This window comes from Niallia sp. FSL W8-0177 (genome assembly GCF_038006285.1).
GTDB classification, from domain to species: Bacteria; Bacillota; Bacilli; order Bacillales; family Cytobacillaceae; genus Niallia; species Niallia circulans_A.
Genome location: NZ_JBBOUX010000001.1, coordinates 4,064,935 through 4,087,834 on the forward strand (window position 1 = coordinate 4,064,935; position 22,900 = coordinate 4,087,834).

The 22,900-nt window shown below is 36.6% G+C and carries 20 protein-coding genes and 1 riboswitch; of the genes, 5 read left to right on the forward strand and 15 right to left on the reverse strand.

Going from position 1 to position 22,900, the window contains the following annotated elements:
• Window position 1 precedes the first annotated feature (1 nt).
• Both opp3b and NST77_RS19730 read right to left on the reverse strand, forming a co-directional pair.
• Window positions 2-931: an oligopeptide ABC transporter permease gene (opp3b, locus tag NST77_RS19725; protein ID WP_163188380.1), complete on the reverse strand. Its 930-nt coding sequence runs from the start codon at window positions 929-931 to the stop codon at window positions 2-4.
• Between the two features lie 152 nt (window positions 932-1,083).
• A complete protein-coding gene (locus NST77_RS19730) occupies window positions 1,084-2,751 on the reverse strand; it encodes a peptide ABC transporter substrate-binding protein (protein ID WP_163188382.1) in 1,668 nt (555 codons plus the stop codon).
• Window positions 2,752-3,249: 498 nt separating this feature from the next.
• Here NST77_RS19730 and NST77_RS19735 point away from each other — a divergent pair, with 498 nt between their 5' ends.
• The 3 genes from NST77_RS19735 (at window position 3,250) to NST77_RS19745 (ending at window position 6,600) form a co-directional block, all read left to right on the forward strand.
• The gene (locus tag NST77_RS19735) at window positions 3,250-3,612 is read left to right on the forward strand and encodes a DUF3899 domain-containing protein (protein ID WP_163188384.1); all 363 of its coding nucleotides are present in this window, start codon (window positions 3,250-3,252) and stop codon (window positions 3,610-3,612) included.
• A 156-nt stretch (window positions 3,613-3,768) separates the two neighbouring features.
• Window positions 3,769-5,487: an acetate--CoA ligase gene (gene acsA / locus NST77_RS19740; protein ID WP_163188386.1), complete on the forward strand. Its 1,719-nt coding sequence runs from the start codon at window positions 3,769-3,771 to the stop codon at window positions 5,485-5,487.
• 195 nt (window positions 5,488-5,682) lie between these two features.
• Window positions 5,683-6,600, forward strand: a complete 918-nt coding sequence (locus tag NST77_RS19745; RefSeq protein ID WP_172859112.1) for an aldo/keto reductase — start codon at window positions 5,683-5,685, stop codon at window positions 6,598-6,600.
• A 64-nt stretch (window positions 6,601-6,664) separates the two neighbouring features.
• Here the strand turns inward: NST77_RS19745 and queF are convergent, their stop codons facing one another.
• From queF to NST77_RS19785, 8 genes are all read right to left on the reverse strand, one after another.
• Window positions 6,665-7,165, reverse strand: coding sequence for a preQ(1) synthase (gene queF, locus NST77_RS19750; RefSeq protein WP_047940920.1), 501 nt, complete (start codon window positions 7,163-7,165; stop codon window positions 6,665-6,667).
• Between the two features lie 125 nt (window positions 7,166-7,290).
• A riboswitch (PreQ1 riboswitch) is annotated at window positions 7,291-7,337 on the reverse strand.
• A 90-nt stretch (window positions 7,338-7,427) separates the two neighbouring features.
• Window positions 7,428-7,808, reverse strand: a complete 381-nt coding sequence (gene mnhG, locus NST77_RS19755; RefSeq protein ID WP_163188390.1) for a monovalent cation/H(+) antiporter subunit G — start codon at window positions 7,806-7,808, stop codon at window positions 7,428-7,430.
• Window positions 7,786-8,070 carry a Na(+)/H(+) antiporter subunit F1 gene (locus NST77_RS19760; RefSeq protein ID WP_047940922.1) on the reverse strand — a complete coding sequence of 95 codons (285 nt, stop codon included), beginning with the start codon at window positions 8,068-8,070 and terminating at the stop codon, window positions 7,786-7,788. Before NST77_RS19760 ends, mnhG begins: the two co-directional genes overlap by 23 nt.
• The gene (locus NST77_RS19765; RefSeq protein ID WP_047940923.1) at window positions 8,063-8,545 is read right to left on the reverse strand and encodes a Na+/H+ antiporter subunit E; all 483 of its coding nucleotides are present in this window, start codon (window positions 8,543-8,545) and stop codon (window positions 8,063-8,065) included. The genes NST77_RS19760 and NST77_RS19765 overlap by 8 nt, the downstream gene beginning before the upstream one ends.
• A 40-nt stretch (window positions 8,546-8,585) precedes the next feature.
• On the reverse strand, window positions 8,586-10,067 hold the full coding sequence (locus tag NST77_RS19770) for a Na+/H+ antiporter subunit D (protein WP_172859111.1): 1,482 nt from the start codon (window positions 10,065-10,067) through the stop codon (window positions 8,586-8,588).
• Window positions 10,060-10,398 carry a Na(+)/H(+) antiporter subunit C gene (locus tag NST77_RS19775; RefSeq protein ID WP_047940925.1) on the reverse strand — a complete coding sequence of 113 codons (339 nt, stop codon included), beginning with the start codon at window positions 10,396-10,398 and terminating at the stop codon, window positions 10,060-10,062. The genes NST77_RS19770 and NST77_RS19775 overlap by 8 nt, the downstream gene beginning before the upstream one ends.
• Window positions 10,398-10,823: a Na(+)/H(+) antiporter subunit B gene (locus NST77_RS19780; RefSeq protein WP_047940926.1), complete on the reverse strand. Its 426-nt coding sequence runs from the start codon at window positions 10,821-10,823 to the stop codon at window positions 10,398-10,400. The genes NST77_RS19775 and NST77_RS19780 overlap by 1 nt, the downstream gene beginning before the upstream one ends.
• On the reverse strand, window positions 10,807-13,224 hold the full coding sequence (locus NST77_RS19785; RefSeq protein WP_163188396.1) for a Na+/H+ antiporter subunit A: 2,418 nt from the start codon (window positions 13,222-13,224) through the stop codon (window positions 10,807-10,809). The genes NST77_RS19780 and NST77_RS19785 overlap by 17 nt, the downstream gene beginning before the upstream one ends.
• Before the next feature lie 231 nt (window positions 13,225-13,455).
• Between NST77_RS19785 and NST77_RS19790 the strand changes: the two genes are divergently transcribed.
• Complete coding sequence (locus NST77_RS19790) at window positions 13,456-14,148, forward strand: universal stress protein (protein WP_047940928.1); 693 nt, start codon at window positions 13,456-13,458, stop codon at window positions 14,146-14,148.
• A 37-nt stretch (window positions 14,149-14,185) separates the two neighbouring features.
• On the opposite strand, the gene NST77_RS19795 is transcribed toward NST77_RS19790, so the two are convergent.
• A complete protein-coding gene (locus NST77_RS19795; RefSeq protein WP_047940929.1) occupies window positions 14,186-14,743 on the reverse strand; it encodes a tyrosine-type recombinase/integrase in 558 nt (185 codons plus the stop codon).
• Between the two features lie 789 nt (window positions 14,744-15,532).
• Window positions 15,533-16,810, reverse strand: a complete 1,278-nt coding sequence (locus NST77_RS19800) for a histidine--tRNA ligase (protein WP_095329394.1) — start codon at window positions 16,808-16,810, stop codon at window positions 15,533-15,535.
• A gap of 303 nt (window positions 16,811-17,113) precedes the next feature.
• Between NST77_RS19800 and NST77_RS19805 the strand changes: the two genes are divergently transcribed.
• The gene (locus NST77_RS19805; protein WP_171510214.1) at window positions 17,114-17,752 is read left to right on the forward strand and encodes a copper homeostasis protein CutC; all 639 of its coding nucleotides are present in this window, start codon (window positions 17,114-17,116) and stop codon (window positions 17,750-17,752) included.
• Window positions 17,753-17,826: 74 nt separating this feature from the next.
• Here the strand turns inward: NST77_RS19805 and NST77_RS19810 are convergent, their stop codons facing one another.
• Genes NST77_RS19810 through NST77_RS19820 form a run of 3 tightly spaced genes read right to left on the reverse strand, consistent with a single transcriptional unit; the run spans window position 17,827 to window position 22,900 of the window.
• Window positions 17,827-18,585 (reverse strand): alpha/beta hydrolase, encoded by a 759-nt coding sequence (locus NST77_RS19810; protein ID WP_095329392.1) that lies wholly within the window; start codon window positions 18,583-18,585, stop codon window positions 17,827-17,829.
• 10 nt (window positions 18,586-18,595) lie between these two features.
• Window positions 18,596-19,567 carry a LacI family DNA-binding transcriptional regulator gene (locus NST77_RS19815; RefSeq protein ID WP_095329391.1) on the reverse strand — a complete coding sequence of 324 codons (972 nt, stop codon included), beginning with the start codon at window positions 19,565-19,567 and terminating at the stop codon, window positions 18,596-18,598.
• A gap of 18 nt (window positions 19,568-19,585) precedes the next feature.
• Window positions 19,586-22,900 (reverse strand): GH36-type glycosyl hydrolase domain-containing protein, encoded by a 3,315-nt coding sequence (locus NST77_RS19820; protein WP_341123438.1) that lies wholly within the window; start codon window positions 22,898-22,900, stop codon window positions 19,586-19,588.

Sequence of the window (22,900 nt, forward strand, 5' to 3'; positions counted from 1 at the left end):
CCTATTTCTTTCCTCCTGCAATTCTAATTCTCGGATCTATCAATCCATAAAGGAGGTCAATGATTAAGATGATGACAACAAATGCAAATGCATATAATAGTGTTGTTCCCATGATAGTCTGATAATCATTTACAGTAACTGATGAAACGAACTGCTCACCAATTCCAGGAATTGCGAATATTTTTTCAATTACTAATGAGCCTGTCATCAAGTTAACAGCCATTGGACCTATAACAGTTATTAAGGGAATTAAAGCATTTCGTAAACCATGCTTAAAGATGATTCCAGACTCTGCAACCCCTTTAGCACGAGCAGTTGTAATATACTGAGAATGTAAAACTTCAATCATTTCTGTTCTAATAAATCTAGCAGAAATTGCTAGAGGAGTTATTGCTAAAGCAATAGTTGGTAGGATTGTATATTCGTATCCATCCCATAATGCTACCGGTAACAAGTCCCACTGGACAGCAAAATAGTACTGCAATAAACCAGCAAATACAAACGATGGTATAGATGTACCCAATACCGCTATAATTGTTGATATAAAATCAATTGGTCCATTTCGGAAAATAGATGAGATCAATCCAAGAAGAATTCCTACTATTGTGCCAAGTACTAATGCCTGTGCACCTAGTAAAGCAGATGGTCCTATTTTACTCATTAAAATATCCATTACAGGTGTATTATCATAAGCAAATGACACACCTAAATCTCCTTGTACCAGATTTCCTAGATAACGAACATATTGAACTGGGATTGGATCGTCTAATCCGTATTTTTCTAAGACAATCGCTTTTTGCTCTTCACTTAACTTATCTTCTGCCTTAAGTGGACTTCCTGGTAAAAACTTCATAAGAAAAAAAGATACTGTTGCTATTATGAAAAGGGTTAAAAACATATACCATATACGTCGAAGTAAATATCGCGTCATCTGTGCACCTCCTATTATTCTTTGTATATTATAGCATAATAATTTATTTTTTATATTATCAGAATTTTCCTGCAGCAAAATATAAGAGAGTATATGCTATAAAAGCATACACTCTCTTGTTATTTCATAGCAAGAATTTTCTTGAAAATCAATTACTTACCTGATCCAACACTAGTCCATTTCCATTCATAAGTCGGTCCAAACGGATTAACAATCATGTTTTGGATTTTTGGAGATGAAAGGAATGCTCTACCACGTTGGAAGATTGGAGCAATTGCACCATCTTCAAATAATAACTTTTCAGCTTCTAAGAAGTTTTTGTAACGTGCATCATTATCTGTTGCAAGGGTAGTTGCTGTATCTGCCAATAGCTTATCATACTCTTTATTAGAGTATCCCATTTGGTTGTTTCCGCCATCAGTAATCCATAGGCTTAAGAATGTATATGGATCTAGATAATCAGGACCCCAACCAGCAACTTGGAGATCATAATCCATTGCTGTATCAAGGGCTATACGTTGTTTAAACGGAACCTTTTTAAAGTTAACTTTTAAACCAGGAAGGTTTGTTTGTAATTGATTTGCTAAATATTCATTCATTGTTGTAGAACTTTCAGAATCATCACCTAATAATTCCACTTCAATAGTATCTTTACCTAATTCTTTTTTCGCTTTCTCAAAATACTCTTGAGCAGCTTTTACATCATAAGTTACAAGATCTCCACTTACTTTACGGAAATCACCACTGCCATCTGGCATTGGAGTAAAGTCTGCTGGCACTAAACCATTAGCTACAGAAGAACCATTGTTAAGGATAGTGTTAACTAATGCTTCCTTATCAAATGCACGACTAATTGCTAAACGAAGATTTTTATTTTTAAGTACTTCGTTTCTTGTTTGATTCATCTTAAAATAGAAAACAGAGTTATCTGGTTGCGTAACATAATCAGGATCAGAAGAGAATTGATCAACATAATCAGAAGATAATCCAGCACGATCTACTTCACCTTTTTGATATAGGTCAACCATTGTCTGGTTATCTTTAACTACTACAAAATTAATTTTTTCTAACTTAACAGTATCTGCATCCCAGTAAGTATCATTCTTAGCAAGATTCCATTTTTGAGAAGCACTTTCCCAGTTTTCTAATACGAACGGACCGTTTGATAAGAGAGTATCAGAGCTAGTTGCGAATTTATCGCCTTTTTCTTCCACAAATTTTTGATTTAATGGCAAGAATGTACCGAAAGTTGTTAATGATTCAAAATATGCAATTGGGTGAGCAAGTTCAACAACTAAAGTATAGTCGTCTTCAGCTTTAACCCCTAATTCTTCTATTTTCTTTTCGCCCTTGCTAATTTCTGTAGCGTTTTTGATTACGCCACCCATCATGTAAGGACCGTATTCAGAACCTGTCTCAGGATTTACTGCACGCTGCCAAGCATAAACGAAATCGTTAGCCGTTACAGGGTCTCCATTTGACCATTTAGCATCTTGACGTAACTTGAATGTCCAAGTTAAACCATCTTTAGATACTTCGTGAGTTTCTGCAATACCTTTTTCTATCTTAGCATCTTTACCTAAACGATAAAGACCCTCCATTGTAGCTCCCAAGAATTGGAAACCGTATTCATCTGTTGCCTTTGATGGATCCATGGATGGAATCGCATCTCCATTAATTAAGTTTAATTCTTGTTTCACATCTTTATTTTCTGCTGACTTATCTGAACCTTTAGACCCTTTGTCGTCGCCAGAACATGCTGCTAAAAATACACTTAACACTAATGTCAGTGAAAGCAGCCAAGTAAATTTGCGCTTCATTAAAAAAAGACCCCCCATTGTTATATTATTCTGTAAATTACATCTAAAAAAGAAGCTAAAGTGAGTATACTATTATTCTAGTAGAGTTGTAAAGACTAAATATAGAGATAATTTCAAATATTACTATGACGAAACGGCACTATTCTGCATTAAAACAATAAAGATAACGCTTCCTTTTTTGGTAAAATTCTAAAAATTATTATAAAAAAGATGGGGAAAAATACTTCAAAAGGCCCCGATATTGTAAAATATATCCATATGCCAATATACTTTTTCTCCATATATTAGCAGATTATTTTATTATGCTAGAATTTTTTAGTGAGTGCTGTTTCACATACCAGTGGATTATTTTAATTTTTAGTGTAAAAGGTAAACAAAATACTACTGTTCTGAAGTATTGAATTTCTATCCTTTTTTCTAAAAATGTACTTTCTATTGGAGTTAAGGTAAAATACGTTTATTCGTGATTACAAACTTAATTAAAAAAGGTGAAACTTTATGCAAAATAAAAAATGGGTTATATTTCTTATAAATCTCTTTCTTACATTTATACTTTTTTTTATCTCTTCATCGGAATATTCTCTTGTTCATTATATTAATTCCGTCTTTTATTTAACCTTCCTTTATATTGTTATTTTTCTATTTATGTATATTGCTAAGGGTGGGTTTTTCGACGGAGTAACATTCAGTTTCAGACGGTTCCACCATGTTATTCTAAAAAGGAATGATTATTTAGAAGAATGGAAGGAGAAGCCTCTTCCTTCTCAAAAATTTAATAAAAGGTTTTACTCTGTTCTTAAGTTCCAAGTTATATCCTTATTTGTTTATTTACTAATTTTATTGATAATTTACTATATCTAATAAGATGGAGTTTTATAGTAATCTTTTATCCCGTACATTCTCCCTATTTTTCTAAAACGTAGGAATATTTATTTAATTACAACATTAAAATTGTATATATAGTGTTTAGCCATTATAATGGTGTTGTAAAAATATTGAAATGAGGGGGATGTATTAATGAAATTGGAAGCGTTTCCACCTGTAAAAGGCAAACATAACCTTGAAAACTACGAGGAACAGTACCAACATTTCAAATGGGACCAAGCAGAAAAGGATTTTTCATGGCATCAAACTGGAAAAATTAATTTGGCCTATGAAGCAATTGACCGTCACGCTGAAAACTACCGCGCCAATAAAGTAGCCCTCCATTATTTTCATCCATCTAGAAAAGAAACATACACATTTAAAGACTTAAAAAAATTCTCCAATAAAGCTGGAAATGTATTAAAGGAGATCGGAAATGTAAACAAAGGAGATCGAGTGTTTATTTTTATGCCTCGCTCCCCAGAATTATATTTTGCCTTACTTGGTGTAATCAAACTAGGTGCTATTGTCGGCCCATTATTCGAAGCCTTTATGGAAGATGCGGTGAAAGACCGTCTCTATGATAGTGAAGCAAAAGTAATTATTACCACACCTGAACTAGTAAATAGAATTCCACATACAGAATTACCTGCTCTCGAAACTATTTTTATTGTCGGTGAAGACATCCAAGAAAACGATAAAACAAAGGATTTCCTTCATTACTTTCAAACAGCATCTACAGAATTAGACATAGAATGGGTCGATCGCAAGGATGGTTTAATCCTTCACTATACCTCTGGTTCAACGGGGAAACCAAAAGGTGTGCTTCATGTTCACAATGCCATGATTCAACATTATCAAACGGCAAAGTGGGTATTAGATTTACAAGAGGAGGATGTATATTGGTGCACAGCTGATCCAGGCTGGGTTACAGGTACCTCCTACGGAATCTTTGGACCATGGCTTACTGGCTCGACAAATGTTGTGGCAGGAGGCCGATTTAGTCCTGATATTTGGTATAAAACGGTTGAAACCTTTGGAGTGACTGTTTGGTATAGTGCTCCTACCTCCTTTAGAATGCTAATGGCAGCAGGAGAGGAGGTAACAGAAAAATATACACTCTCTTCTTTGCGTCATATATTAAGTGTTGGCGAACCACTGAATCCCGAGGTAATTCGATGGGGATACGATGTATTTGGACATCGTATCCATGACACTTGGTGGATGACGGAAACTGGTGCTCAGCTAATATGCAATTTACCATGTATGGATATTAAATTAGGTTCAATGGGGAAACCATTACCGGGAATTGAAGCAGTAATTTTAGATGACAATGGCAACATTCTGCCGCCAAACCAAATGGGGAATTTAGCCATAAAAAAAGGCTGGCCTTCGATGATGCATACAATATGGAACAACCAAGAAAAATTTAATAGCTATTTCCAACATGATGAATGGTATGTTTCAGGAGACTCTGCTTATATGGATGAAGAGGGATATTTCTGGTTCCAAGGGCGAGTCGATGATGTTATTATGACTGCTGGAGAGAGAGTTGGACCATTTGAAGTGGAAAGTAAATTAATCGAATTTCCAGCAGTGGCAGAAGCTGGTGTCATCGGTAAACCAGATCCAATTCGAGGGGAAATTATCAAAGCCTTTATTGCATTGGTTGATGGCTATGAGCAAACAGATGAATTAAAAGAACAAATACGATTATTTGTAAAAACCGGCTTAGCTGCTCATGCTGCTCCAAGAGAAATCGAATTCTGTGAAAAACTTCCTAAAACTCGCAGCGGAAAAATTATGAGACGTGTCTTAAAAGCATGGGAACTTGGCCTCCCTACTGGAGATCTCTCCACAATGGAAGATTAAAAGTTAAGAGCCCGAATATAGAGAAGGAAATAAGCAATCCTCTTTTTCGCAAAAAGAAGATATTTATTTCCTTCTTTTATTTGAAAGCGTTACATTTGGCGTTTATCTCCTTTCTATGGCACAATAGTAATGCTTGTTTAGATCTGATAGCAACATATTTTTAAAGCGTTTTCTTATAGGAGGAGGAAGAAGAACATGAGAACAATCAAACTAGGTAGCAGTAACTTAGAAGTACCAGTAGTTGCAGTTGGTTGTATGCGTATTAATTCATTAGAAAAGAAGGAAGCAGAACGATTTGTTCAAACTGCGTTAGAACACGGTGCTAACTTCTTTGATCACGCAGATATTTATGGAAAAGGAGCTTGTGAAGAAATTTTTGCTGAAGCGATAAATATGTCGCCAAGTGTTCGTGAAAATATAATCTTACAATCTAAATGCGGGATCAGAACAGGAATGTTCGATTTCTCTAAAGAACATATTTTGCAATCAGTAGACGGTATTTTGCAAAGATTGAACACTGAATATTTAGACTCCCTTCTCCTCCATCGCCCAGACGCCTTAGTGGAGCCAGAAGAAGTCGCAGAAGCATTCGACATTCTGGAACAAACAGGTAAAGTTCGCCACTTTGGTGTTTCGAACCAAAATCCGATGCAGATTCAATTATTGCAAAAGTATGTGAAACAGCCAATTGTGGCTAACCAATTGCAATTAAGTATTACGAATGCGAATATGATTTCTAATGGGATTAATGTCAATATGGAAAATGACTCAGCCATTAACCGTGATGGCAGCATTTTAGACTTCTGTCGACTACATGATATAACGATTCAGCCTTGGTCTCCATTCCAATTTGGTTTCTTTGAAGGCGTTTTTCTTGGCAACGATAAATTCCCTGAATTAAATCAACAAATTGATGAAATTGCAGGCAAGTATCAAGTAAGTAACACAACCATTGCGATTGCCTGGTTATTGCGTCACCCTGCCAATATGCAGCCAGTAATCGGTACAATGAATGTGGATCGTTTAATTGATTGCATAAAAGCAAGTGACGTTTATTTAACAAGAGAAGAATGGTACAGCATTTATCGTGCAGCTGGAAATATTTTGCCATAATCTTATTAATCAAAAAGAAAACCAGTCAACTACTCTACATAACGAGTCGCTGACTGGTTTTTTCTTATCGATTGTCTACCTTTTCTGGGTACATATCATGGTTCATTAATCGATGTGCTGCCATCTCTTCAAATTTAGTGCCCGGTTTTCCATAATTACACCATGGGTCGATGGAAATTCCGCCTCTTGGAGTGAATTTCCCCCATACTTCAATATATCTTGGATCTAACAGTTTTATTAAATCATTCATAATAATATTGACACAGTCTTCGTGAAAATCTCCATGATTGCGAAAACTAAATAAATACAACTTTAAAGATTTGCTTTCCACTATTTTCTTATTTGGTATATAAGAAATATACATTGTCGCAAAGTCAGGCTGTCCTGTTATTGGGCAAAGACTTGTAAATTCAGGACAATTAAATTTCACAAAATAATCTCTATCCGAATGAAGATTATCCACTGATTCTAATACCTCTGGTGCATAATCACTTTTATATTGAGTATTTTGATTTCCTAACAAAGTTAAATCTGTTAATCCTTCTTCGTTCTTTCTTCCTGACATGAAAAAGTCCTCCTTGTTTGGTGTTTCCCAACACTGCTTAAAAGAGAGGCATTTACCTTACGCAGAAAAACTAGCTGAATCAAACAAAAAAGCCATGTCCTTTATGGACATGGCGTGAATTGCATGTATCCATAGTTTTTTATAGAGGGTATTTGCTATGAACCTCTCCCGTTTCAGTACGGGTATATCTTTTCTTACTATATAGAATCCACAAAAATTCGTCAATTAAAAATCGCTGGCCTTCTATATCTTTTTCTTCCCTTTATTTATGAATTACTTCCACTGTTTCTATCCCTTCTTTATCCATTTCAGCATTCAGATCATCTTGTACCGTTATTTCCGCAAGCTTAACTTTTGAGCGATAAGCGGAACGAACGATGACATGGGATGCGACAGGAGAAGTTAAAAAAACAAAGAAAATTCCCAAGAACAGGCGAATGCTAAAAACACCTTCTATAATAAAAAAGACAAATGTGCCAACAAGAGTAAAGAGTACTCCCATAGTAGAACCTTTGGATGCAGCATGAGATCTTGTGTATACATCTGGCAGTCTTATTAATCCAAGGGAACTCAGAAAACAAAAAATAGCGCCACAGAATATAAGCAGAACAGATATGAGTTCAATCAGATTGTTTTCGCTCAATGACTACACCTCTTTCCATATATCGGGCAAAAGCAATCGTTCCAATAAACGACAAAATTCCAATTAATAAAATCACCTCAAAAAAACCTGTATTCCGAAGCAGAACGGAAAAAATCGCTACTCCTGCAATTAGATTGATTCCTAAACTATCTAATGCCTGTATTCTATCAGGGGCTGACGGTCCTTTGATAAGACGATATATTGTTGCAAGAATAGATATAATCAGTAAAATTAACGATCCAACTAATAATTGATCAATCATAGCGAGTCACCCTCTTTATGGCCATTTCGAATTTTTCCTTTGAACGAAAGATGGATTCCTTTTGTGCAGGGATATCCATTGCATGAATAAAGAACTTTTTATTATCGGAAGTAACCTCTACTACAACAGAACCAGGAGTTAAATTCATTAATAGAGCTAGTAAGGAGACTTCCAATTCCCCCTCTAATTCCGTTTCTAACGAAAATATTCCTGGGGAAATATTTAATCTTGGCCTTGTTATCTGCCTAATCACAACAACACTTGAGGTAAACAGCTGCTCAATAAAAACAAAAAATAACTTTACGACCGCAAAAAATGTTTCTAAATAAAATTTAGTTGGCAAATAGCGACGCAAGATAAATAAAACTAGTATACCGAACAAGTAACCAGTGAAAAATGTTAAGACATTCCATGTGTCCTGTAAAAACATCCAGATGATACCGATTAATAAGTTGATCAATATTTGCATAGGCATGGATACCACCCCTTTCTGTCTATTTACTACTTAAATCCCCTTAATTATTGCTTAAAACAGCTTTGACATAATAATTGGGGTCCATCAAGCCTTCAACTGCCAAATCTACATATTCATGAATCCCTTCTGTCCCTATCCCTAATGCAATGGTTAAGAAAGTAAGGAAAGCTATTGGCAGCATTAATCCCTTCGTGGTCCCTTTTTCTTGTTCTAGTGTTAAATCGGTATAGCCCCAAAACACAGCCATAAATACTTTCATAATAGAATAAAGGACAAATAAGCTGCTGATCAGTCCAAATGCACCTAACCAGTAATATCCTGCAGTAAAGGTACCCTCTGTAATAAATATTTTTCCTAAAAATCCACTTAGTGGAGGAATTCCTGATAAGGATAAAGCTGCAACAAAGAACATCCAGCCTAATTGCGGGTGCAAACGAATCAATCCACTCATCTCATCTAATTTACTTGTTCCAGTCAGATGAATAATTGTGCCTCCCAGTAGAAAGATAAGTGCCTTAATCACCATATCATGAATGAAATAGTAGATGGAACCAGTCATCCCCACTGTTGAGTACGTAGCAACACCCGCTAAAATAAACCCAACACCAATAACCACATTATAGGTCATCACTTTATAGATATCTCTATAGGCTACAGCTCCAATTGCTCCAAGGGTCATTGTAATAGCTGCGAGAACTCCAATTAATAAATGGGTAATGTGAACTTCATGATAAAAAATCAAGGTAAACACTCGAATAATCGCATACATTCCTACCTTGGTTAACAGCGCAGCAAAGATAGCAGAAATCGCTGTTGGTGGTGCACTATAAGAGCCTGGTAGCCAGAAGAATAAAAACAATCCAGCTTTTAAGCTAAATACAATTAGGAATAAAATTGCTACCGTCGTCATAAGCCCGCCTTGACCAACCTCTGCAATACGGACAGATAAATGAGCAAAATTTAGCGTTCCCGTAATGGCGTATAAATAAGCAATTGCAACGAGAAACAGAAAGGATGAAATAATATTTATCAGTATATATTTAATCGATTCTCTTAGCTGAACCCTTGTTCCTCCTAATGAAATCAGGACATATGAAGCAACAAGCATTACTTCAAAACAAACAAATAGGTTAAATATATCTCCTGTAAGGAAAGAACCGTTTACACCTGTTATCAAAACTAAGAATAACGGATAAAAATAATACTTCTCCAATTGTTCCCCAATCGAATGAAATGCGTACAGCAAACAGCAAAACCCAATAACACTCGTAACGAGAACAAGAATTGCTGCAAACATATCGGCAACCATACTTACACCAAACGGCGCCTCCCATCCTCCTAATTGAATGGACTGAATCCCGTGTGTTTTAATTTGATCAATTAAAACACACGCCACAATAAAAACAGAAAAAACTGCTACTAAGCTTAATATCCGATGAAGGATAACTTTATCTCGAAAAATAACCATGATCATCGCAAATACGATAGGAAGGATGATCGGCAAAATGACAATATTATTCATCCTCATTACCCCTTAATAAATCTGTATCATCGGTGCCTAGTACTTTATATGCTCTGTAGCTTAGTACTAAAAATAAAGCTGTTGTTGCAAAGTTTATGACAATGGCCGTAAGCAGCAATGCCTGAGGCAGAGAATCTGCAAAAGTATGATCGGTTATACCTAAGAGAGGTGGCCCTCCCTTATTCAATCCACCCATTGTAATAATAAGCAAGTTTACACCGTGACCAAGAATAGATGTCCCTAAAATAATTCGTAATAATGTCTTTGTTAAAATAAGGTAGATTCCGATAGAGAATAAGACACCTACAAGAATAGACATTAACGTCTCCATTATCGATCATCCCCTATTGTCATAATAATTGTTATGGCGGTCCCGATAACGGCAAGAGCCACACCCACATCGAAAAGGACTGCAGTTGCCAACTCTGTTTTTCCGAAAATCGGCAGATCAAAGTATCCAAAGGCTTGGGTTAAAAACGCTTCCCCAAATATCATTCCCCCTACCCCTGTCAAAACAGCGATTAACACGCCAACTCCCGCTAATACTTTAAAGTCAACAGGAAGGTTCTTTCGTACGGATTCAATATCAAAGGTAAGAAAAAGCAGTATAATCGCTGCCGCAAAGGTAAGACCGCCAATAAATCCGCCACCTGGAAAATGGTGTCCAGAGACAAAAAGGTTGATCGCAAAGGTGAGGATAATGACGACAGCAACCTTTGCAACACTTCGGATGATAATATCATTTGGTTCCTTCATTCTTATCTCCTCCCACTAGTCTTACCTTTATTAACGTATAAACGCCCAAACCTGCCACTGTAAGCACAAGAATCTCTAACATCGTGTCAATACCACGGAAATCTACCAAAATGGCGTTAACGATATTTTTTGCGCCGGCCAGTTTATAGGAGTTTTCATAATAGCTTGAAATAGAAGCAAATAGATGGGTTCCATTTGCAGATAGAGCAATCAGTGTAACGACTAGCCCTATGCCAATCGAAATAATGGCATTAACCACTTTAAAAGGTACCCTGCTAATTTCTTTCTTTAATTGCGGCAGATGATAGAAGCACAGCAAGAATAATACAGTAGTTACCGTTTCTACTACTAATTGCGTAAGTGCTAAATCTGGAGCTCTAAAAAGAACAAAGAAAAATGAAACAAGAAATCCTAGCGCTCCAACCGCTACAATAGATGTAATTCTCGATTTGGAGAACAGCACAGTAACAGAACTTACTATCATTGCAATTACTATTCCCATATCAAAGATAGTAATTGGTGAATCATGTGACATATCAAATGTAAAACCATTAAATAGGAACAAGGATCCCCCAATGATTAAAATGATAAAGCCAAATATATAGACTAAATAATCACGTAAAAAGCCAGTCATATAAAAATCAGTAATGGACTTGGAGAATTTCTCCAGATATTCCAAACCTAGATTATATAAATTACTTAATGTAAAGGCTTGTGGATATAACCGATAAATCTTATACCATTTTCGTAAAAGTAAATATAGTATCGTGCCTAATCCCACCACACCAATCGTCATCCAAAGCTCTGTATTAAATCCATGGAAAGCACTAATTTTTTTCGACTCAACCGTATGCGCAAGTGTTGGCAGCACGGCTGCAAATGCTGGTTTTAGCAAAAACTTCGAGACAACATTTGGAATGAAGAAGAAAAGAATAACAAGCGCACCTAGGATGATAGGCGAGAGTAACAAGCCAATCGGTGCCTCATGCACCACCTTATCTAGTTTTGGTGCTTTATTTTTCCCTCTAAATGTTTTAAAAATTAATACCATGCAATAAACAAACGTTAATACACTAGCAATCCAAGCTATAATAGGAATAAAAATTCCAATATACTGAAGATTAAATATTTCCATTTCCGATGCTTGCACAACAGCGGTAAAGAACATTTCTTTACTTAGGAAACCATTAAATGGTGGAAGACCAGCCATCGAAAAACCGCCAATTACAGTAAGGGTAAAGGACACTGGCATTAAGTGAATAAGCCCGCCAAGTCTCCGCAAATCCCGAGTACCGGTTTCATGGTCAATTATTCCTACGACCATAAATAAAGAGCCCTTAAAGGTGGAATGATTTACTAAGTGAAAAATCGCTGCAAAAATCGCTGTTGCATACAGCCCTGCTTCTTCTACAGCTAACCCTTTATACATTGCAGCAGAACCCAAGCCAAGCAGACTCATAATTAATCCTAATTGACTAATGGTTGAATACGCTAATAATGCTTTTAAATCTGTCTGCTTCACGGCATTAAAGGAGCCATATAGTAAAGTAAAAATGCCTATTCCTACAACAATCCAAAACCACTCCATCGTCCCGCCAAAAATAGGAGTTAGACGAGCAACTAAATAAATTCCTGCTTTAACCATCGTTGCCGAATGTAAATAAGCACTGATTGGAGTCGGTGCTTCCATGGCATCAGGAAGCCAAATACTAAACGGAAATTGGGCAGACTTCGTAAATGCCCCTAGCAAAATGAGAATCATTGCTGGTATAAATAAAGCATGGCCTTGAATTAAATCAAGTTGAAGCAGCGTTTCTCTTATGCTGGTTGTATCTGCCATAATAGAAAGCATAATCAAACCCGCCAGCATCGCAAGTCCGCCAAAAACAGTAATCAACATTGCCTTCTGTGCGCCATATCTCGAACGGTCCCTTTCATACCAATAAGCAATTAACAGAAAGGACGACACACTCGTAATTTCCCAAAAAACATACAAAACATAATAATTATCAGACAATACTAGCCCAAGCATCGCTCCCATAAATAACAATAAATATACATAGAAGTTATGCAACGCCTCGCGATGCTTTGATAAATAGAAAATAGAATATAAAATGACTAAACTTCCTATCCCAGCAATCAGCAATCCAAAAACTAAGCTAAGCCCATCTAAATAGGTTATAAAGTTAATACCGTAGGCTGGTATCCATTTAACTGTAGAAGTAAACACCTCTCCTTTTGCCACTTTTGGAATGTACGTCAACAGGTAGATAAAAATAAGAAATGGCACAAACAGTACAAACCAGCCAGTATGAATTCGCGGCGTCAGCCTTTTATAAATAAAAGGCACAATTAAGGCAAACATAAATGGAAACAATATCATAAAATGTAACCAAGTCATTTTTAATTTCCCTCCTTTAAATTGGTTCTATTTTGATGAACTTAAGTCAAAAAGGTATTTATAATGGAAACGATGTCTAACCTTACTATTAGTAAAAGAATATAAATATATTTGTTCATTTGGATAATTTAAGAAATCCATTGACTCATAAAGTAGCATACGTTATAGTCATACATAGTTTATTATTAATGGTGTAAATCATTCACATCTATACCTGAGGTGAAAAAAATCATGATAAATGGAAAAGAACGCATGGATGAAAGTATTCTCGTCTGCGTTTATTACGGTCCTAACGGTGAACGTCTTATACAACGAGGCTGTAAATTAGCTAATATGCTTGATTGTCCACTCTATATTCTAACGGTGGATTCCAAACCGTTTGATGAGCTGGATGCAGAAAAGTCAAACTATATTTCTAGATGGAAAGAGTTAGCTGAACGTCATAGTGCGGATGCGTTTATCATTAAAGACAAGGAATCAAGACCAATCTCTAAGGTAATCGCAGAAGTAGCTAGAGAAAAAAACATCACCCAAATTGTTCTCGGTCAAACAGCGCAAAGTCGTTGGGAGCAGATTGCAAAAGGTTCGATTATTAATTCGTTATTACGTGAAATCCCATTTGTTGATCTTCATATCATTTCGGTCGCTCGTTTTTTGAAAAACCCTGAAGGTCAATATGAAAAAGGTGTACGTGCATATTTAGTAAAAGAACAAAATGGATACCGTCTAATTTTTAATCATACAAAGCAGGTAATGTATGAAGGGATTTTCTTTAAAGAACATGGTACGGATTTCAATAATGGTGTATTCAAATTTATGAAAGATCAAGAAACATTGCAAGTGCAAGTACATGAGGACATCGTTAACGAATTAACGAATGTTGACATCGATACGAACGCTAGTAACGATGATGATTATCTATAGGCCATTTATACTCCACCAAACTTGGTGGAGTTTTTTATTAAAGATTAACGTCCACTTTAACTAATCTCTTTTCGTGCTTTTCAATGCCTATATATTTTAAAGTTTCCGAACGGGAAGTGTGATTGTATACATGCATCAATAAAGAAATAGCTATCCCCTTTCGATAGGCATGGTAGCCGAATGTTTTTCTCAAGGTATGCATTCCAATCTTCCCAGAAATTCCAACTAATTTTGCCGCTTTGTTTATAATCCGATAGGCCTGTTGACGAGTAATCGGTTGATTATTCTTCTGAGACTTAAAAAGAAATTCATCTTCTTCAAATTCATGTTCTTGCAAATATTTCTCCAATTCAGTATGCACTTTACTATTTAAATAGTATGCCTTCACTTCATCTGAATCACGAAGATACAAAAACTCCTTAATTCCCGACGCATCTCTTACATCCCGAACTTTTAATGCGAGTAAATCACTAACTCTTATTCCTGTATTAATACCTAATACAAAAAGGAGCAAGTCTCTTTGAGATTGTTTTCTTAATACTTCTTTAATCGCATTAATACTCTCAATTTCTTTTATAGGATCGACATATTCCATCGGTTTGCCTCCTAATAATGTTACATAACTTTATGTTATCATCATTTAAGTAACATTACAACGAATATCTACTATTAAATATTATTTCTTTTGTAGTATGCTTCTCTTGTGTGGAAATAATCTGTTATGAAGTTTTCTAGAGAATTTGCTTTTCTATGCGACCGGAAAAGTAATTTTTTTAACTTATATGAAAAAGAATATGAATAGGTTTTTTTGTTACCTTTTGTCTTAGATTTTCTTGAAATGGGCTTTGACACTGCTTCTCTGTTACCTTTTCACCTTCACTTTTCTTGAAACGGGCTCTGACGCTACTTCTCTGTTACCTTTTCACTTTCCCTTTTCTTGAAACGGGCTCTGACGCTACTTCTCTGTTACCTTTTCACTTTCCCTTTTCTTGAAACGGGCTCTGACTCTGCTTCTCTGTTACCTTTTCACTTTCCCTTTTCTTGAAACGGGCTCTGACGCTACTTCTCTGTTACCTTTTCACTTTCCCTTTTCTTGAAATGGGCTCTGACTCTGCTTCTCTGTTACCTTTTCACTTTCCCTTTTCTTGAAATGGGCTCTGACTCTGCTTCTCTGTTACCTTTTCACTTTCCCTTTTCTTGAAATGGGCTCTGACTCTGCTTCTCTGTTACCTTTTCACCTTCCCTTTTCTTGAAATGGGCTCTGACGCTACTTCTCTGTTACCTTTTCACTTTCCCTTTTCTTGAAATGGGCTTTGACACTGCTTCCAATCCTGACAAACATAGACAAAGGCAGTAAATGTCTCCCATCTACTGCCCATCCTACTTAATATTGAAAAATCTCTAGCCATTCCTCTCCCGTTTCCATATCTCTCACTTTATACGTATTTCCATCTACCTCCTTTTCTCCTATCATAATGACCTTTTTGACCCCTTCTTTATTTGCTTTCTCTAAAGCTTTTGCCAGTTTTTTCTTTCCTAATTCTAATTCCACTTTAAAACCTTGGTCTCGAAGCGCTTTTGCTGTTAATATAGCTTCTATCGGGCGACCAACGGGAATAATGTAGTAGTCTAGCCTTTCCGCTTCTGAAAAGTGATTTTCTAATGAAAGAGCGGCTAAAATGACATCCAGCCCAAAAGAAATGCCCACTGTTGCATAAGTTTCTTCAGAACCAACTAGCCCTCCTATCGCATTATCATATCTTCCGCCACTACCAATGCTTGACTTTACGCTTTTATCTGTTAAAAAAATTTCATATATCGTTCCTGTATAAATTTCAAGGCCTCTCGCAAGAAATGGATTGAATACGCAATATGGCTCAAGTTCTAGCCGTTTTAAATATACTTGTAATTCATTCCATTCTTCCAGTCCCTGTTTGATAATCTCCTCTTTTTCTGCCAACTGTCGATACTGCTCCACAATACCGTCCAAGTCCTTTTGTAAAAATGCTTCGATAGCGTCTATCGCACCTTGTTCTAATCCAACTTCTCTCAGCTCTTCCTTAATTTTATCCTTACTAATTTTCTCGATTTTGTCTAATATCAAAATTACGCGGTTTACCATTTGACCAGTAATATTCAACTGACGGAGAAATCCAACTAATAATTTGCGATTATTATATTGAATCGTCACATCCATCTTTAATTTTTTGAAAACATCCAATGCCATCATCATGAGCTCTGCTTCGGCCACTTGCGATTGAACACCTACAATATCCACATCACATTGTGTGAACTCTCGGTATCGGCCTGTCTTTATCGGTCCATCTCGAAAAACTTTGCCAATCTCGTAGCGTTTAAAAGGCATTTTTAATGTTGGGTTCATCGCAACAACCTTCGCAAAGGGGATCGTTAAATCATAGCGCAGCGCCAGCTCTCTTTTTCCCCGATCAGAAAGTGTATACATTTCTTCTAATATTTCTGCCCCGCCAGCATATTTAGAAGCAAGCAAGCTTTGATAATTTAAGATCGGTGTCTCTATCGGCTTACAGCCATACTGAATAAATACATCTTCCATCGTTCTGCGGATCGCTCTTCTGATTCCCTCCTCTTCTGGCAAATAATCGAGTGTTCCCTTTACATTTTGATAATTCATCTTCTTCATTTTTTTAGCCTCCTGTTTAAAAATAAAAAACCGCCCTTGATTTAAGTAGTAAAACTTAATCAAATGCGGTTTCATGAGAAATAGCCTTCCTATGTACGATTTTTAAATCGAAATAGCAAGACTACTGTTTATGATGATGTAATTGTGAAAGAAAGATACTAAGTATGCGTTTAACCATTTCCATCACCTCGTATTTTCCAAATACTTTAACATATTAGTAAAGAGAAAACAATAGCCATTTATTATAACTTTCTTTCATGTCCATATATGATACTATCTTAATTAGATTGGTAGGTGATGATAATGATAAAAGAAGTCTGTGTAGAAAACTTTACACTTGTTCCGAGCGCCATCCAAAAAGGGGCCGATCGAATTGAGTTATGCGATAACCTTTCTGTTGGAGGAACAACAGTAAGCTATGGCGTTGCCGCAAAAACGATTTCCTATTGTAGAAATACCGATACAAAGGTGATGGCTATCATTCGCCCAAGAGGCGGAAACTTTATGTATAACGAGCATGAGATAGATATTATGTGCCAAGATATCCGCCTTTTTAAAGAGCTTGGTATAAACGGTGCAGTAATCGGCTGCTTGGATAAAGCTAACTGGATTGATGAAGAAGCGCTGGAGAAATGCTTAGACGCTGCTGCTGGGATGGAGATTACCTTTCATATGGCCTTTGACGAAATTGCTCCACAGCTAAAATGGCAAGCAATTGATTGGCTCGCATCCCATGGCGTGCACCGTATTTTAACACATGGTGGCCCTCTATCAACAAGAATAGAGAACAATCTTCCTGCACTAAAAAGTTATATAGAATATGCTTCTGAAAAAATTATTATTATTCCTGGCGGCGGAATAACATCTGCTAACCTTCCGTTGCTTTCTTCAGAGTTAGGAATGAAAGAAGCGCATGGGACAAGAATTTTGGGAGATTTATAATTTGTGTCCTCAGGGGTCATCCTTCTTTCATGCAAACAGCAAAGGGACTATCCCTAAATGGACAGTCCCTTCTATTAATTATTCGCTTCTTTATAGTTCTCGTCAAACCATTTTAATACAATCTGGATTGTTTTATCCCAAAATGCCCAGTTATGGTCTCCCGGCATTTCAATATAATGATAATCTCTTATTTTCTTTTGTGCTTTCTCTCTAAACTTTAAGTTGTCCTGATAAAGGAAGTCTTCTGTACCACAGATTTGCAGCATTTTCACATGGCTATCTTCTTTTAGCTTCTCCAAAAGATGGAATAAGTCATTTTCACTGCCAGCCAGCTGCTGAATAGATCCAAAAATATCTGCAAATGCTTTGTCTCTATCTCTATCCCTCTTCCACAATTCTACGACATCCATCGCTCCGGATAAGGAGGCAAAGCTGTTGAAGCGATCAGGAAAAGTTAGAGCCAATTTTGTTGCGCCATAGCCGCCCATGGATAGTCCAGCAACAAAGCTAGCCTCTTTCTGATCGGAAATACGAAACCACTTTCTAACTAATGCAGGCAATTCTTCCGATAAAAACGTCCAATAGCGATTTCCATTCACCATATCTGCATAGTAACTTAAATCTACTTGAGGCATCACAATCGCAAATTCATACTCTGAAGCATACCTTTCAAGTGATGTAGCTGTTAACCAAGCTTCGTCATCATCAGACCAGCCATGTAACAGATAGATAACAGGAATAAGGGCGCTATTCCCTTTATCAGGAAGATAAATATTCATAGAAGTTGCTTTTCCTAAAACTTCAGAACGAAAATTCACTTTAGAGACAGCCATTTTTCCACCCCTACTTTTTATTAGAAATAAATGATTTCCCTTCTACAAAACTGGTAATTATCCATTCATCCTCGACTTCTTCATTATTTATCAACTGAACCACTTTTTCCGCGGCAACCATTCCCCAACGATGTTTGGAATAAGAAATTGTCGCTAATGACGGATTAAGAAAAGAGCCAATTTCTATATTATCAAAGCCAATAAGAGAAATATCTGTGCCTATCTTTCTATCTTTATCTTTAAAATATTTATAAATTCCTACAGCCATTTCATCATTAAAAGAAAAAATGGTAATAGGTGAGCATGTCATCTTCGAATGGATAATTTCTGCTGCTGCATAACCCGATTCCTCCGTAAATGCAGAGGGAATAACCTCATACTCGACGCCATAGCGAGCTAATTCGCGTTCACTAGCCTCCAGCCTTTGCCGGCTGTCAAACGCTTCTTCTGGACCTGTTACCAAATAAACTTTTCCCAGATTACTTGAAATTATTTTTTCCACCGCAAGCGTTGCTCCGCCTTTATTATCCAATAGCACTTTTCTAACATTAGGACAACTGATTTCTCGATCCAGCACAACTAAAGAGTGCCCTCGATTGGCAAATTGAATAATTTCTTCTGTGCTAAAGCTCCAGTCTAGGATAATTCCCCCATCCACCATTCTTTCTGGAAGAAATAAATGGGACTTCTGCCCACTACAAACAATCATGTCATAGTTGTAATAGGCAAGACCCCGTTTAATTCCTTCTAATAGCTCTCCATAGAAACTCCCGCCATAATCTGCAAGATAGACAGCTATAATTTTTGTTTCCTGCTTTTTCAATGTTCTCGCTGCCATATTAGGAATATAATTGAGCTCATTTGCAATAGCAGTTATTCTTGCACGAGTGGCTTCCGTTACCTTTGGACTGCCATTTAGTGCATAGGATACGGTAGAAATAGAAACACCAGCTGCCTTAGCTATATCTTTAATCCCTACCATTGCCTTCACCCCTTCCTATTAGCAGTACACTTCTAATATATTTTCTTGTTGTAATACTTTCTTCATTGCTTCCTTATTTAAGCATATTCCACCCTGCCGATAAAGATTATCTTCAAGTCTGTTCTCTAGAACATTTCCATTAAAGATCGCCTTCTTATCTTTAGACCCAAGTGTATACTTAATCTCTACAGGCTTATCTAATAATTGAAATGTTACAGTTAAGCCATTTAAGCTTTGTGGCAGAACTGGATCAATAATAACCTCTGCAGCTGTTTGGCGAATCCCTAATACGTTGCTTATTAACTGATTAATATAAATTCCTGGCCCGCTAGAGTATATACGCCAGCCGCCTTTTACAGGAACACCGCCATTTTTAAGTTTACCAAAATTCTCTTGTGCTTCATACCTCGTTTTGAAATCGCCATCAGAACTGCTGAAATAAACATTACTCTGACGAATAGCTGCATTTTCCACACGATCTTTGAGACCAATTGGATTAATCGTATTTAACCCTTTCCACGTTTCTTCCGCTTTCCCTAACTTCGCCATTGCTTCCGTAAAACGAATATGAGCGTGTACATATTGCAAACCAATTTCTCTTCCAAAGTTAGCCGCCTGTTCCGCACGTTTAAAGTTAGTGCTTACGCCGCCTTTATAAGATGCAGGCCGATTCATTAATCGCACTCCATCCGGAAAATATAAATTTTCTTTTATAATTTGATAATGATGCTCGGCTATCTCCGGTGTGATTAATTCTGCAATCATACTTCTCGTCATGGGTAATAATCGGTATTGAATATTTGTTTTTTCATCATCTGGATGTATCATTAATTCCACATGATCCGAATCCTCCATATAGACAAATCCTGGAATAGTATCTGTACTTAATATAAAGCGGTTAAAGTCCGCTTTGATATTTTTAGCCAAATCAAAAAGGTATGCTGCATACAGATTATCATAGCTCTCTAACGCTCTCGCTAAGTTACGAATTGTCTGGTAGGTAAGTGCTACAGTCCAGCTGCTAGCCATATTCTTCTTTAACCTGCTATCATATGGCTGTAATGTATCGTCCCAATCTCCATCTCCATAACAAGACAAAAACGTATTCGGCAGAAAATTTGTCTCTATATAGTGGATTTGCTTCTTAACATGCTCCATTAACGGATAAAACTCTTCCGTTTTTGCAAATGTATCTCGATTTGTAAATGGAATAGACTCCGCTAATATGCTCGTATCTCCTGTAAATGTTAAATAATCTCCAACTACCTTTAACGGCCATACAATAACATCACCATGACTTTCATCTGCCTTAATCTTTTCAAATCGATCAAACATAAACCACTGCGACCAATTCCCATCATTTTCGAATTGGTTTGCATATACTTTTTTCAATATCTCACGAACAATTTCAGGGCGATTAACGGCAAAGAAATATTCCACTGGTCCCTGCGAAACGTCCCTTGTTCCCCATGCAGCACCGCCATATTGCTCTAACCCGTGTGGAGACAGATAATGGACTAGCATATTATGAGAATACCATCTACTAAGCAGATTCATTCTCTCTACTTCTTCTTGAATGAGTGGATTCTCATGCTTCATCTGAAAACCATTTAATAATCCATCCAGATAGCGTTCATAGCTTTCCGTCTCTATACCTTCGCTCTTTTGATGATGCTGATAATTTCCTCTATGCAAATTCCCCTGAATAGTAAGGTTTACGGTATGTTTTTGCAGCAATTCTAACATAACTAGCGGGAAGTCAGATCCTTCCTTAAGGGAAACAAAAACCGTTTCATCCTTCAACGTAAAGGGTTGTTCAACATGGATATGATAAGTTAGCTCTGGATAGCCTTGATCGACAGTTGAACTTGGTGTGCCATTAAATGTGATGACTTGATTTGATTGTTCCCATTTAAATGGTACCGAATCCTCTCCATCATTCATTAAAATATGATTACTAATGACAAAATCATATTTTTTCCCTCTTTTACTTTCGATGCTCAGCTTAATCTCATGGTCTTCAACAGAGGTATAATTTGTCACTATAATCAAGTCATCCGCAAGCTTGTAATACCATTTAGCAACATTAAAGCCCATTTCAAATGCAGATGGCATAGCTAATAACTGCCACTGATTATTTATTTTCATATAAATCCGCTGACCAGATTTCTTCATTATATTAAGTGAATTTCTATTATTGCTCATCATTTTGTTCATGGAAGTGTTCCCTAAAACAATTTGGGAATTAAAAATCCCATACATATAGACCGTTGTAGCCATTACCGGTTTATCTACTACTAAGTCAGTTCCGCTTAAAAGGATATGACCATGCGGCCTTTCCATTTGAACTTCCTTTTCCTTTAATACAACATGATGTTGATTATCTGTGAAAAAGGACAAAAGCTTTTGATCTACTATCTCTTTTTCTAGTTGAATCCCAAATAACTCATCTATTTCCTCAGGAGTCAGGCTTTCTGTTTTGATAACTTGATTAACAATACGCGTCATTTTATTTACTGGTTTTGTAACCTGTTCCAATTTGTTTGCTTCTACCCAAATTTCTTCTATTTGTTGAGTAGTGAAAAAGGGTTTCTCTACAGCTGTTGGATGATTTTCCAAAATAGAACCATAAAAAACAACCGATTGCTTCTCTTGTACATTTCGTTTATCTGTTTGTAGGGCCGCATAAGCCATTTCATACTGATAAACCTCTGTTGACAGGCTTTCCCTCTGTAATGCCTCAGGAATATTTGTTTCTTTATAAGACATTCCAAAGAATTGATATCCATCTGTACTAAATCCAATTGTTTTTTGCAAACATCCTTGTTGTAAATACGGGAATTTACCGTCTTGCGGCTGATTTTGCCTAGAGCAGATTGTATATCCATGCTGTGTATCGATGTAATGATCGATATATTGAGATACATAAGCCTCATTCGATTGAACGGCTCCTTTTGCCGCGATGCCAATATCCTGTCCATATAATAAATCTACTGTTTGATTCCCTTGTAAAGAAACTTCCCAGAACCATACGTCATGCGAGGTTACTATAAATTTAACTTCATAGGATACTCCTTCAAAGGTGCCACTCCAAATTAATGCACGCTCACCTACTGCCAGCTTACTATCCGATTGAATACCAAGTAATGGTGTCGAAAGAATTGTCCCCTTTTTAAACACACGCAAATAGATTTGGTTTGCACTGCCATCTAATAAATTCCCTATGAGTTGGTTAACCATTATATCTTTATGACGAATCTCATATATATCCCCGCTAGGAAGAAATGAAAATGTCGTATTATTCCCATTCAATGTAACTGTTTGCGTATTCAT

Coding starts and splice junctions, on each gene's coding strand:
- opp3b (WP_163188380.1), bottom strand. CDS start 931: ATGACGCGATATTTACTTCGACGTATATGGTATATGTTTTTAACCCTT.
- NST77_RS19730 (WP_163188382.1), bottom strand. CDS start 2,751: ATGAAGCGCAAATTTACTTGGCTGCTTTCACTGACATTAGTGTTAAGT.
- NST77_RS19735 (WP_163188384.1), top strand. CDS start 3,250: ATGCAAAATAAAAAATGGGTTATATTTCTTATAAATCTCTTTCTTACA.
- acsA (WP_163188386.1), top strand. CDS start 3,769: ATGAAATTGGAAGCGTTTCCACCTGTAAAAGGCAAACATAACCTTGAA.
- NST77_RS19745 (WP_172859112.1), top strand. CDS start 5,683: ATGAGAACAATCAAACTAGGTAGCAGTAACTTAGAAGTACCAGTAGTT.
- queF (WP_047940920.1), bottom strand. CDS start 7,165: ATGTCAGGAAGAAAGAACGAAGAAGGATTAACAGATTTAACTTTGTTA.
- NST77_RS19760 (WP_047940922.1), bottom strand. CDS start 8,070: ATGATTGATCAATTATTAGTTGGATCGTTAATTTTACTGATTATATCT.
- NST77_RS19765 (WP_047940923.1), bottom strand. CDS start 8,545: ATGCCTATGCAAATATTGATCAACTTATTAATCGGTATCATCTGGATG.
- NST77_RS19770 (WP_172859111.1), bottom strand. CDS start 10,067: ATGAATAATATTGTCATTTTGCCGATCATCCTTCCTATCGTATTTGCG.
- NST77_RS19775 (WP_047940925.1), bottom strand. CDS start 10,398: ATGGAGACGTTAATGTCTATTCTTGTAGGTGTCTTATTCTCTATCGGA.
- NST77_RS19780 (WP_047940926.1), bottom strand. CDS start 10,823: ATGAAGGAACCAAATGATATTATCATCCGAAGTGTTGCAAAGGTTGCT.
- NST77_RS19785 (WP_163188396.1), bottom strand. CDS start 13,224: ATGACTTGGTTACATTTTATGATATTGTTTCCATTTATGTTTGCCTTA.
- NST77_RS19790 (WP_047940928.1), top strand. CDS start 13,456: ATGATAAATGGAAAAGAACGCATGGATGAAAGTATTCTCGTCTGCGTT.
- NST77_RS19795 (WP_047940929.1), bottom strand. CDS start 14,743: ATGGAATATGTCGATCCTATAAAAGAAATTGAGAGTATTAATGCGATT.
- NST77_RS19800 (WP_095329394.1), bottom strand. CDS start 16,810: ATGAAGAAGATGAATTATCAAAATGTAAAGGGAACACTCGATTATTTG.
- NST77_RS19805 (WP_171510214.1), top strand. CDS start 17,114: ATGATAAAAGAAGTCTGTGTAGAAAACTTTACACTTGTTCCGAGCGCC.
- NST77_RS19810 (WP_095329392.1), bottom strand. CDS start 18,585: ATGGCTGTCTCTAAAGTGAATTTTCGTTCTGAAGTTTTAGGAAAAGCA.
- NST77_RS19815 (WP_095329391.1), bottom strand. CDS start 19,567: ATGGTAGGGATTAAAGATATAGCTAAGGCAGCTGGTGTTTCTATTTCT.
- NST77_RS19820 (WP_341123438.1), bottom strand. CDS start 22,900: ATGAATACGCAAACAGTTACATTGAATGGGAATAATACGACATTTTCA.